The sequence below is a fragment of the Thiobacillus sp. genome (assembly GCA_024235835.1).
Lineage (GTDB): Bacteria > Pseudomonadota > Gammaproteobacteria > Burkholderiales > Thiobacillaceae > PFJX01.
The window spans coordinates 1,058,142-1,070,061 of record JACKLQ010000001.1; the positions used below are offsets into that span (position 1 = coordinate 1,058,142).

At 66.1% G+C, this 11,920-nt stretch carries 11 protein-coding genes; 4 read left to right on the forward strand and 7 right to left on the reverse strand.

Going from position 1 to position 11,920, the window contains the following annotated elements; genetic code table 11:
* Positions 1–13 precede the first annotated feature (13 nt).
* The 4 genes from rfbB to H6935_05115 form a co-directional block, all read right to left on the reverse strand.
* Positions 14–1,072 (reverse strand): dTDP-glucose 4,6-dehydratase, encoded by a 1,059-nt coding sequence (gene rfbB, locus H6935_05100; protein MCP5277725.1) that lies wholly within the window; start codon positions 1,070–1,072, stop codon positions 14–16.
* Between the two features lie 12 nt (positions 1,073–1,084).
* Entirely contained in the window at positions 1,085–2,101 is a 1,017-nt protein-coding gene (gene galE / locus H6935_05105) for a UDP-glucose 4-epimerase GalE (GenBank protein MCP5277726.1), read from the reverse strand.
* Positions 2,102–2,112: 11 nt separating this feature from the next.
* On the reverse strand, positions 2,113–2,967 hold the full coding sequence (gene purU / locus H6935_05110; GenBank protein ID MCP5277727.1) for a formyltetrahydrofolate deformylase: 855 nt from the start codon (positions 2,965–2,967) through the stop codon (positions 2,113–2,115).
* Between the two features lie 80 nt (positions 2,968–3,047).
* On the reverse strand, positions 3,048–3,962 hold the full coding sequence (locus H6935_05115) for an aldo/keto reductase (protein ID MCP5277728.1): 915 nt from the start codon (positions 3,960–3,962) through the stop codon (positions 3,048–3,050).
* A 122-nt stretch (positions 3,963–4,084) separates the two neighbouring features.
* On the opposite strand from H6935_05115, the gene H6935_05120 reads away from it, so the two are divergent.
* Positions 4,085–4,480, forward strand: coding sequence for a hypothetical protein (locus tag H6935_05120; protein MCP5277729.1), 396 nt, complete (start codon positions 4,085–4,087; stop codon positions 4,478–4,480).
* A 44-nt stretch (positions 4,481–4,524) separates the two neighbouring features.
* Here H6935_05120 and H6935_05125 read toward each other — a convergent pair whose 3' ends face one another.
* Positions 4,525–4,671 carry a hypothetical protein gene (locus H6935_05125; GenBank protein MCP5277730.1) on the reverse strand — a complete coding sequence of 49 codons (147 nt, stop codon included), beginning with the start codon at positions 4,669–4,671 and terminating at the stop codon, positions 4,525–4,527.
* Between the two features lie 357 nt (positions 4,672–5,028).
* On the opposite strand from H6935_05125, the gene H6935_05130 reads away from it, so the two are divergent.
* The 3 genes from H6935_05130 to H6935_05140 all read left to right on the forward strand — a co-directional run bounded on the left by H6935_05130 (position 5,029) and on the right by H6935_05140 (position 10,471).
* Complete coding sequence (locus H6935_05130; GenBank protein ID MCP5277731.1) at positions 5,029–6,060, forward strand: ChaN family lipoprotein; 1,032 nt, start codon at positions 5,029–5,031, stop codon at positions 6,058–6,060.
* Between the two features lie 23 nt (positions 6,061–6,083).
* A complete protein-coding gene (locus tag H6935_05135) occupies positions 6,084–8,180 on the forward strand; it encodes a M1 family peptidase (protein ID MCP5277732.1) in 2,097 nt (698 codons plus the stop codon).
* Positions 8,181–8,449: 269 nt separating this feature from the next.
* Positions 8,450–10,471 carry a CHASE domain-containing protein gene (locus tag H6935_05140; protein ID MCP5277733.1) on the forward strand — a complete coding sequence of 674 codons (2,022 nt, stop codon included), beginning with the start codon at positions 8,450–8,452 and terminating at the stop codon, positions 10,469–10,471.
* A gap of 66 nt (positions 10,472–10,537) precedes the next feature.
* Here the strand turns inward: H6935_05140 and H6935_05145 are convergent, their stop codons facing one another.
* Positions 10,538–11,320: a hypothetical protein gene (locus H6935_05145; GenBank protein MCP5277734.1), complete on the reverse strand. Its 783-nt coding sequence runs from the start codon at positions 11,318–11,320 to the stop codon at positions 10,538–10,540.
* The gene (locus H6935_05150; GenBank protein MCP5277735.1) at positions 11,317–11,826 is read right to left on the reverse strand and encodes a sigma-70 family RNA polymerase sigma factor; all 510 of its coding nucleotides are present in this window, start codon (positions 11,824–11,826) and stop codon (positions 11,317–11,319) included. Before H6935_05150 ends, H6935_05145 begins: the two co-directional genes overlap by 4 nt.
* Positions 11,827–11,920: the final 94 nt, after the last annotated feature.

The window sequence follows — 11,920 nt, forward strand, 5'->3', positions numbered from 1 at the left end:
GCGCTCTCTCCTTTCACCGTGCGGCGTAGTTGGTATCAAGCCACTTGCGGTACTCGCCGCTGGCCACGTTTTCCACCCACCGCATATTGTCCAGGTACCAGCGCACCGTCTTGCGAATACCGGTCTCGAAGGTCTCCGCCGGTTTCCAGCCCAGCTCCCGGTGGATCCTGGTGGCGTCGATGGCGTAGCGGCGATCGTGGCCGGGACGGTCCTTCACGTAGGTGATCAGGCGGGTGTAGGGGCCCTCGGGGCTGGGACGCATTTCATCCAGCAGGGCACAGACGGTATGAACGATGTCCAGATTGGGCATCTCGTTCCAGCCGCCCACGTTGTAGGTCTCCCCCACCTGGCCCTTGTCCAGGACTTCCCGGATGGCGGCGCAATGGTCGGTGACATAGAGCCAGTCCCGCACGTTCATGCCGTCGCCGTAGATGGGCAGGTTCTTGCCCCGGGTGGCGTTGAGGATCATGAGGGGGATGAGCTTCTCCGGGAACTGGTAGGGGCCGTAGTTGTTGGAGCAGTTGGTGGTGAGGGTGGGCAGGCCGTAGGTGTGGTGGTAGGCCCGCACCAGGTGGTCGGAACTGGCCTTGCTGGCGGAATAGGGGCTGTTGGGAGCGAAGGGGGTTTCCTCGGTGAAGGGGGCGTCGTCAGGCCCCAGGGAACCGTAGACCTCGTCGGTGGAGACGTGCAGGAAGCGGAACGCGTTCTTCTCATCCGCTGGCAGACTGCTCCAATGGCCCCGGGCTTCTTCCAGCAGGTGGAAGGTGCCCACCACGTTGGTCTGGATGAAGTCCTCGGGACCGTGGATGGAACGGTCCACGTGGGATTCGGCGGCGAAGTTGATGATGGCCCGGGGCTTGTGCAGGGCCAGCAGCTTGCCCACCAGTTCCCGGTCGCCGATGTCGCCGTGGATGAAGATGTGCCGGGCATCGTCCTTCAGGGCGGAGAGGTTCTCCGGATTGCCCGCGTAGGTAAGCTTGTCCAGGTTGATGACGGGTTCAGCGGATTGCCGCAGCCAGTCCAGGACGAAGTTGGCGCCGATGAAGCCGGCGCCGCCGGTAACCAAAATCATCTTGCTTCCCCTTTATTTGTATCCGTTGGGATTCATGGATTGCCAGCGCCAGGCATCGGCACACATGGCATCCAGCCCTTTTTCGGCACGCCAGCCCAGTTCCTGAAGGGCCTTGGCCGGATCGGCCCAGCATTGGGCCACATCCCCCGCCCGCCGGGGGGCGATGCGATGGGCAATCGGCCGGCCGGAGGCCTTCTCCATGGCCCGGACCATGTCCAGCACGCTGTAGCCCTGGCCGGTGCCCAGGTTCCAGATCCGCACCCCGGGGCCCTCTGCCAGCTTTTCCACCGCCTTCACGTGCCCCTTGGCCAGGTCCACCACGTGGATGTAGTCCCGCACGCCGGTGCCATCCTGGGTGGGATAGTCGTCGCCGAAGACGCTGAGGTATTCCCGCCGTCCCACGGCCACCTGGGTGATGTAGGGCATGAGGTTGTTGGGAATACCCTGGGGGTCTTCGCCGATCCGGCCGCTCTCGTGGGCCCCCACCGGGTTGAAGTAGCGCAGCAGGGCGATGGACCAGGCGGGGTCGGAGATGGCCAGGTCCTGCAGGATCTTCTCGATGAACAGCTTGCTGGTGCCGTAGGGGTTGGTGGTGCCGCCCACGGGGAAATCCTCCCGGATGGGCACGCTGGCCGGATCGCCATAGACCGTGGCGGAGGAACTGAAGACGATGGTCTTGACCCCGGCCGCCTGCATGGCTTCGAGAAGGGTGACGCTGCCGGCGATGTTGTTGTCGTAGTAGAGCAAAGGTTTCTCCACCGACTCACCCACCGCCTTGAGACCGGCGAAGTGGATCACCGCGTCGATGTCATGACGGCGGAACAGGGCATCCAGGGCAGAACGGTCGCGGATGTCGCCTTCGATAAAGGCCAGTTCACGCCCCGTGAATTTCTGTACCCGCTTCAAGGCCTCTGGGCTGCTGTTGCACAGGTTGTCCAGCACCACCACGTCGTAGCCCGCCTGCAAGAACTCCAGACAGGCGTGGGACCCGATATAGCCGGCGCCGCCGGTGACCAGGATGGTTTTCATGCGCGCTCCCTCTAATCAAACACGACCGTCTTGTTGCCGTACACCAGGATGCGGTTGTCGATATGCCACTTCACCGCCCGGGACAGCACCACCTTCTCCAGGTCCGCCCCCTTCTGCACCAGGTCTTCCAGGTCGTCCCGGTGGCTGATGCGGGTCACGTCCTGCTCGATGATGGGGCCATCATCCAGCACTTCCGTGACGTAATGACTGGTGGCGCCGATGAGCTTCACCCCCCGCTCGAAGGCTCGCTGGTAGGGCTTGGCGCCGTGGAAGGCGGGCAGGAAGGAGTGGTGGATGTTGATGATGCGGTTGGGGAAATGGCCGATGAAGTCCGGCGAGAGCACCTGCATGTAGCGGGCCAGGACGATGAAATCCACGTGGTGGGCCGCCAGCAGGGCCCGTTGCTGGGCTTCCGCCTCGGGCTTGTTGTCCTTGCCCACCTGAATGTGCTGGAACGGCACCTTGTAGGCCTCCGCCAGCCAGTGGGTGTCCGGGTGGTTGCTGATGATCAGGGGGATGTCGCAGTAGAGTTCGCCGGCGTGGTGGCGGTAGAGCAGGTCCGCCAGGCAATGGTCGAACTTGGACACGAAGATGGCCAGGCGGGGCTTCACGCTGGACAGGGACAGGTTCCATTTCATGCCATGCTCGGCGGCGATGGGGGCGAAGGACTCCTCGAACTTGTGCAGGCCCAGTTCGAAGCCTTCCAGGGCCCATTCCACCCGCATGAGGAACAGGCCCGCCTCGCTGTCCTGGTGCTGGTCCGCGTGCAGGATGTTGGCGTTGTGCCGCAGCAGGAAATTGGCGATGGCGGCCACCAGGCCCTTCTTGTCGGGGCAGGCGATGAGCAGGACAGCGGAATTTCGCATGATGCGGGCGGGTTGGATGGAAACCGCGCAATGATAGCGTGTACCGCCCCGCTGCTTCCCCCCTCGGGTGCGCTCGCCCCTCAGAGCGCGGCGAAATGGGATGCCATGCGCCGCCGCTCGGCCATGTCCGGCAACCGGCCCAGGCCTGCGCCCATGTTCTCCAGCAGATGGTCCGCCCGGGACGTGGCGGGGATGGCGCAGGTCACGGCGGGGTGGGAGATGACGAACTTGAGGAAGAACTGGGCCCAGTTGCGGCAATCCAGCTCCGCCGCCCAGGCAGGCAGGGGCCTGTTCCACACCGCGCTGAACAGGCTGCCGCCCCGGAAAGGCCGGTTGACCACCACCGCCAGGCCCCGCTCGGCGGCCAGGGGCAGCAGGCGCGCCTCCGCCTCCCGGTCCGCCAGGTTGTAGGTGAACTGCACGAAATCCAGGGGTTCCCGGGCCATGATCCGCTCGAGTTCGTCATGGCGCCGGCCATGGGAGGTGGTGACGCCGATGCCGCGCAGCCGCCCTGCCCCCTTCATGGCCTTCAGGGTCACCAGCTGGGTCTGCCAGTCCAGCAGGTTGTGCACGTGGATCAGGTCGAAGCGGTCAACGCCCCAGAGACGGCGGGAGACCTCCATCTGCCGCTGGCCCTCGCCCCTCCCCACGGTCCAGACCTTGGTGGCGGCGAAAAGGCCGGAGGGCCTACCCAACTGCCCCAGACCCCAACCGATGACCTCCTCGGCGCTGCCGTACATGGGCGAGGAATCGATCATGCCGCCGCCCATCCCGAAGAAGGCCCGCAGCACCGCCAGCCGCTGGGCCCGGCGCAGGGCATCGTTCCCCACGTCCAGGGTGATCCAGGAGCCCAGGCCGATGACGGGGATACGGCCTCCCCCCGGCAGGGGACGTGTCAATGGCGAGGGCTCCAGGGCCATTCCCGGCCCTGCCCAGGCGGCGGCCACCAGGGCGGTCCCTGTCACCAGGAAATGACGTCTGGCAGGGTTATCCATGGCAGGAGGTCGTGGCAATTTCATGCCTTCAGGGTAGCCGGTTTTCCCGCCACCGGCCGGAGGTGCGACCGCTAAATGGCAGTTTGCTAACCTGTGCATAACTGGCATCTGGAGACTCGTTCATGGCCATCCCCTGGTTGACCCTGCTGAAGACCGTCCCCTGGACGGATGTCATCGCCAACGCCCCCACCGTGGCAAACGGCGCTAAGAAGCTGTGGAACACCGTCTCCGGCAAACCGCCCAGGGTGGAAATCCCTGCCACGGATGGGAGCAATACCCCACCCGACGAAGCATTGAAGATCATGCAGGGAGAACTGCGCAGCCTCAGGATCACCGCCGCGGAGTTGCACCAGCAGATGCTCACCTCATCCGAACTGATCCGGGAACTGGCTGATCAGAACGCTGCCCTCATCAAGCGCGTGGAGGCCTTTCGGGTACGCCTGCGCTGGCTGTCCATTGCCGTCGCCCTGCTGGCGGTGCCCGTGCTGGCGGGCCTGGGCATGGGTTTGCTCGGCTGACAGCTCTCCCATGCCACAGGAAGCTGAAACGGCCAGGCCCAGGATCAGGCCGCCATCTGCTTGAGCCAGGCCCAGTCCGGGCTGGGACGGCGTGCCTCCGCCGCCGCCTGCTGGCCGGGGACAGCCTGGCCCATGGAATGTCCCTGGCGGGGCTGCATGGCGATCTCGACGGGCGTTTGCATTGCGTTCATGTCGTGCTCCTTGTCCAAGCGGAAAGCGATGGGCCCATGCTACGGGGCCAACATGAATTGTTAAATTTGATTTACTAAATGCTTTCGATAGCCAGGGTTAATTAACATTCCCATTGCGCCACCGGAATTCCCCGAACCATTCCAGACCAGGGGGCACAAAGGCACAATGCAATGCGCCCACAACGAAACAGAGCCATGCCCGCCAGATCATTCCCCGCCTTCCTGTTGATGGCCTGCCTGCCTCTGGCGGCCCTGGCCACTCCCCCCGGCTGTGGCCAGCCAGGGCAGTGGCTGGTTCCCCCTGTAGAGAAGCCAGCCGACGCCTCGGGGTTGCCCCTGGCGGATGTGCTCAAGGGTCTGGCCGGCAAGCCCGTGATCCTGCTGGGGGAAATCCATGACCGGGCCGACGACCATCGCTGGCAAATGGACATGCTCCAGGCCCTGCACCGGCATCATCCGGACATGGCCCTGGCCTTCGAGATGTTCCCCCGCCGCCTGCAGCCCGTGCTGGACCGCTGGGTGGCCGGGGAACTCGGGGAAGCGGAATTCCTCAAGCAATCGGAGTGGGACAAGGTATGGGCTTTCGACGCCCGGCACTACCTGCCCATCTTCCGCTTCGCCAGGGAGCACAAGCTGCCCATGCTGGCCCTCAACGTGGACCGGGAACTGGTGAAAGAGGTGAGCAGCGCCGGCTGGGCCGCCGTGCCCGACGCCCGGCGGGAAGGGGTGGGCCAGCCCGCCGCGCCCCTGCCGGCCTATCGCCAGTCCCTGCGGGACATCTTCGACCAGCATCCCGCCTCCAAGCACGGCAAGCAGGACGCAGAGACCCATTTCTCCCGCTTCGTGGAGGCCCAGCTCCTGTGGGACCGGGCCATGGCCGAGGCCATCGCCCGCTACCGCCAGGCCCATCCGGGCACCCGGGTGGTGGGCATCCTGGGGGCCGGCCACATCCGCCACGGCCATGGCGTACCACACCAGCTCCGGGACCTGGGCCAGGACGGCGCGGCGAACCTCATCACCCTGCCCAGCGACCAGGCCTGTACCGGGATTCCCGCCGGCGTGGCGGATGCCGTGTTCATCATCCCCCCCCAGCCCGACCATTTCCCGCCGCCCCGGCTGGGCATCGCCATGAAGGAAGGGACGGCGGGCGTGACCATCGACAAGGTGGTGCCCGACAGCCTGGCCCACGCCACCGGCCTGAAGGATGGGGATGTGATCCTCCAGGCCGCCGGTGCCCGGGTGGCGGTCATCGAGGACGTGCGCGGGCACGTGCAGCGTCAGCCGCCGGGCACCTGGCTGCCCCTGCTCGTCCGGCGAGGCACGGAAAACCTGGAAATCGTGGTGAAGTTCCCGCCCCTGCCCGCCGCAACGGAGGCGGCCAAGCCCTGATGCCTCTTTCCGCCACCCCGGCAATGCGTTGCCTGCATAACCTGCTTCTCCTGCTGCTCCTGCCGGGACTGAGCCATCTGGTGGCCGCACCGGCCCGGGCAGCGGACTTCACGCCCCACCTGGAACTGGACGTGAACCTGGATCCGGGCCGGCGCACCCTGGCCGCCTATGCCACCCTGGATTTCCAGGGCCCCGGGCTTGCGTTCCGCCTGGCCCCCGGCCTGAAGGCAATCCGGCTGGAACTGGACGGCCGAACCCGGCCACTGCCCGAAGGCCCGGCGGGAGAGATCCGGCTGGCCATGGCGGATGCCGGTCCCCACCGCCTGCGCCTCGCCTACCAGGGCAGCCTCGCCCCACCGCCGGCTCTTGACCATCGCCAGGTACTGGCCCACCTGGCGCCCATGGCCGATGAAGGGGGCAGCTTCCTGCCCTCTGGAAGCGGCTGGTATCCGGACCCGGGGATGCCCTTCAGCTACCGCCTGCGGCTGGCCCTGCCCCCCGGCCAGAAGGGCCTGGTGCCAGGCACCCTGGTGCGGGAAGCCGAAACCGCGCCGGCTGCCGCCAAGGGCAAGCGCAAGGCGCCTGGCGTGACCGGCGGCTATCGTGCCGAGTATCTGTTTGCCCTGGCCGCGGAAGGCATCGACCTGATGGCGGGCCCCTACCAGGTGAACGAGCGCCTCGTCCCCCGCCCGGGCCAGCCCCCCCTGCGGTTACGCACCTGGTTCTACCGCGACATGGCGGACCTGGCGACCGGCTACCTGGACGACTCGGCCCGCTACATCGAGCGCTACAGCAGCCTCATCGGCCCCTATCCCTTCGACGCCTTCAGCGTGGTGGCCGCCCCCATCCCAACCGGCTTCGGCATGCCCAGCCTCACCTACCTGGGCCGGGACGTGCTGCGCCTGCCCTTCATACGCGCCACGTCCCTGGGCCACGAGGTGCTGCACAACTGGTGGGGCAGTGGCGTGATGCCGGACTGGGCCACGGGCAACTGGTCGGAAGGCCTCACCAGTTTCATGGCCGACTACGCCTACAAGGAAGACCAGTCGCAAGACGCGGCCCGGGATGCCCGCCTGGCCTGGCTGCGCAACCTGGCGGCCGTACCGGAAGCAGAGGAATCGCCTCTCACGGGTTTCACCGCCCGACACCACGGCATCTCCTCCATCATCGGCTACGACAAGGCCGCCATGGTGTTCTTCATGCTCAGGGACGAAATCGGTGCTGACACCTTTCACCGGGGCCTGCGCCTGTTCTGGCAGCGCCACCGCTTCCAGCGGGCGGGCTGGCAGGACCTGGAAAAGGCCTTCGCCGAGGCCTCTGGACGGGACCTGCGCGGATTCTTCCACCAGTGGGTGGAACGGGCCGGCGCACCCCGCCTGGCGATGTCCCAGGCCCGTTGGAACCCGGGCGTCCTTGAAGTGGGCCTGGAGCAGTCCTCCCCCCCCTATCAACTGCGGGTTCCCCTGCGCTTGCTGGTCTACCCAAACCAGATGGAACTTCGGCCGGTGGAGATCAAGGAAGCCAGCAAGCGCATCCACCTGCCCGCCCCAAAGCTGGTCCAGGCCGTGGACCTTGACCCGGACTACCGCCTCTGGCGCCGCCTGGACCCCCAACTCTTCCCCCCCACCCTGCGGGAGATATTCGTGGCGCCCAGCACGGGCCTGGTGCTGGCGACCCCGGAAGGGGACATGGCCAGGGCCGGGGAGGCCTTGGCGCGACGTCTGCTGGATGCCCGCCCGGGACCCGTGGCCCTGGGCACCGCACCGCCCGGGCAGGGGCCTGTGCTCATCATCGGCCAGGATGGACCTCTGGACGCGCTTCTGTCCCGGCTCGGACTGCAGCCCCCTTCGCCCGTGGCGGGCAAGGGCACGGCCCGGGTCTGGACGGATCGGGACCCCGGCGGCCGGGTCTACGCCGTCGTGGCGGCAGCGGATGCCCAGGCCCTGGAGGCCCTGCAGCGTCCCCTGCCCCATTACGGCCGCCAGAGCTGGCTGGTGTTCGAAGGCGCGAAGGCCGTGGACAAAGGCGTCTGGCCGGCAGCCACGGAAAGAACCAGGGTCCTGCCCCCCCTCCTGCTGGGACCCTCCAGCGCCCCGGCCGAAGCCGTCGGCAGTCCCTAAGTTCACGGCGTCCCCTGCCAGGGACGCCAGCCCGGCGGCATCCGCCCACCTGACCGGAAGGGGGTTTCCAGGCAGGCATTGACGGGGCAGTCCACCGCCCCGGAGGCTTCCACCGCACCGCTGAAGCCGCGCCTGCCAGCACGGCGCTGGACGTGAACTGCCAGGAGCCGCCGGACCGGCTACTCCTATCAAACTGCCGGAATTACTGCTATTTCAGTAATGCTTCTTCCCCGGTTCATGAGCCAAGGCATGGAATGTCCTTAAACCACATGGTGCCTGAGACCGTTCTGGAATCCAGGGCCACGGATGCCGCGGCCCTGACCTCCGTGAACATCGGCAAGCGCACCCTGGCCGATCGCTATCACAATGTGACCACCGCCTGGGTTGTGCTGGCCATCTCGTTGTGCATCACCGTCTTCAGTTGGTGGCTTTCCAGCGAGTACGTATCCAAACGGGCCCAGGACCGCTTCAATTTCGAGGTGCAGAAGGCGAGCCAGGCCGTAGTCAAGCGCATGCAGGAATACGAGCAGGTGCTCCGTGGCGGCCAGGGCCTGTTCATCGCCAGCGATGAGGTATCCCGCAGGGACTGGCACGATTACGTTGAGAACCTGCGCATCGACACGTACTGGCCGGGCATCCAGGGCATTGGCCTGGCCCTCATGCTCACGCCCGAAGCGCTGGAGTCCCATGTGCAGGCCGTGCGCCAGTCAGGCTATCCCGACTACTCGGTGCATCCCGAGGGTCTGCGGCCTCAGTACAGCAGCATCGTCTACCTGGAGCCTTTCTCCGGCCGCAATCTGCGGGCCTTCGGCTATGACATGTTTAGCGAACCCACGCGCCAGGCCGCCATGGTGAAGGCCCGGGACAGCGGCAATCCCGCCATGTCGGGAAAGGTGGTGCTGGTGCAGGAGACCGGCCAGGACATGCAGGCCGGTTTCCTCATGTATCTCCCCCTCTACCGCAAGGACATGCCGCTTGCCACGGAGGCCCAGCGCCGGGCAGCCCATTATGGCTATGTCTACAGCCCCTTCAGGATCAAGGACCTGATGCGTGGCATCCTGGGCGCAGACACGCCGCACCTGGATTTCAGCCTCTATGACGGCGAGGCAATCCGGGAGGATGCGATGCTGCATGCCACCTCAGTGCCCCATATCGGGGACATGCCCCCTCCCCTTTACACCCGGGTGGAGCAGATCGGGTTGCCAGGCCGGACATGGACGGTCCGGTTCGATAGCAGCAGGATCCTCGAGCGGGAACTGGAGAGCGCGCAACCGCTCATCATCGGCATTGGCGGCCTGGGGGTGGATGTCCTCCTGTTCCTCATCATCTGGTCCCTTTCCCAGAGCCGCAAGCGGGCCACCCGTCTGGTCCAGACCATGGCCGCGCTGGTGAACGAGCAACGCCTGGCGGCCAACGTGTTCAACAACGCCCGGGAAGGCATTCTCGTCACGGGATCGGATGCCCGGATCATCGCGGTCAACCAGATGTTCATGGAGATCACCGGCTACTCCCGGATGGACGTGCTGGGCCGAAATCCCAGCATGCTGAGCGCGGGTCGTCACGACCATGTCTTCTTCGAGGAAATGTGGGAGGAACTGCTGTCGAAAGGCCATTGGAGCGGCGAGGTCTGGGACCGGCGCAAGAGCGGCTCGGAGTTCGTCGCCGCCATGAACATTTCGTCGGTGAAGGACACCGCGGGCAGGACCACCCACTACGTGGGTCTGTTTTCGGACATCACGCCCCAGAAGGATTACCAGATGCATCTGGAATTCATGGCCCAGCACGATGTCCTGACGCGGCTGCCCAACCGGACCCTGCTGATGGACCGGCTGCAGGTGGCCATGTCACTGGCCAGCCGTTCAGGCAAGCACCTGGTCGTGGCCTATGTGGACCTGGACGGATTCAAACCCATCAACGATCAACTGGGCCACGAGGCCGGAGACCAAGCCCTGATCAGCGTTGCCCAGCGACTGCGTGCCTGCATCCGTGCCGGCGACACCGTGGCCCGCCTGGGCGGCGACGAATTCGTCCTCCTGATCATGGAGGACCGCGCCGGCGACTACGTCAACGCCATGGAACGGGCGCGGGAGAGCCTCTCCATCCCCTACCGGGTTTCCGACCGGGAAATGCTGATGTCCGCCAGCATCGGCTACACCATTTACCCCCTGGACCAGGGCAATGCGGAGGCCTTGATCCAGCATGCCGACAAGGCCATGTATCAGGCCAAGCAGCAGGGGCGGAACCAGTGCGTCCAGTACCGTCCTGCCGCATCAGGGCCTGCATCGGCCTGAAGTCGCAAACGGCCTCCAGGCCTGGTGGGACGGCTCCCCTCCCCTGGGCCTGGGGTGACGCCCTGCCTACACCTTCACATACACCCAGCCCTGCTGCATGCGTTCCAGGATCTCGCCGATGGCGGAGTTGGCCACACGGGCCTGGGGCAACAGGTCCACCACCACCCCTTCCCGGCTCAGGCGGGCGACGGTTTGTCCACAGGCGATGAATTCCAGGTTGGGGTGCCGGGCAGCCATGCCGCCTATGCGGGTCCCGAAGGGGCTGGTCTCCTGGCGCAGCAGATTGAGGCCATGGCTGTTGACCACGATCTTCACCTGGCCCCGCTCTCCGCGCTGATCCAGGAGTCTTTCCGCCAGATCGAGCACGGCGGCCAGGCGGCCCGGATCACTGGTATCCAGATGCAGCACGATCTTGTCCGGGTCCACCTGACCGGCCAGGGCCACGGGCCGGTAGCCATCGGGCAAACCTGCCAGGCGGTCGAAGGCAGGAGCCTTCGCAGCGCCATCATGGGCCAGCCAGCCGCCGCCCGCCCCCATAGCCAGCAGAATCCCCGCCCCCATAGCCAGCAGAATCCCCGCCGCCAGGGCCTGGCGCCCCGCCGAGGCGATAGAGTATCCGGCGAAGGCGCGGAAACCCCGTCGCCCGGAAGCGGGCGGCGGGTCGGCATAGGCCCCCTTTACCCGTTCCTTGAGGCCGCGAGCCTCGCAAAGCCGGTGCTTGAAATCGCCATCCTGCTCCAGCCGCAGCAGGGCCCGCTCCCGCTCGTCCGCGGCCAGTTCGCCGTCGAGGTAGGCATGCAGGTATTCGTCCGAGACCGGATCGTCTGTGTGATAAGTGGAACCGCTCATTTGATCCTCCTCAACATGGGCCGGTCCTGGCCCGGCTCCAATTGCCCGAACTCCCGGGACAACGTCTGCCTGATGGCCTGGCGGGCCCGGGCCAGGCGGCTCATCACCGTGCCCACCGGCACGGCCAGCACCTGGGCCACCTGGGCATAACTGCACTCCTCGACATCCACCAGGGTGATCACCTGGCGCTGGGCCAGGGGCAGGCTGGCGATGGCATCCCGCACTCGCAGGGTGGCCTGGCGCCGGACATAGCGGCGCTCTGGTCCGTCATCGTGGGCCAGGATCAGTTCGTCCAGTTCCTCCACGTCCACGAACTCCTTCCGGCGCCTCAGGTGATCCCGCCAACAGTTGTTCAGGATGGCGAACAGCCAGCTCTCCAGGGAAGCGGATTCCCGCAACTGCTCACCTCGCCCCAGGGCCTTGGCCAAGGTCTCCTGGGCGAGGTCGTCGGCCAGGCTGGCGTCATGACACCAGGCGAACGCCAGCCTGTAAAGGCGGGGACGCATGGCTTCCAGCCTTTGACCGAGGGTCAAGTTCAGGAGTGGCAACAATCGCGGCACGGAAATGTCTCCGGGGTTTTGTGTAAGACGTTGCTTCTGG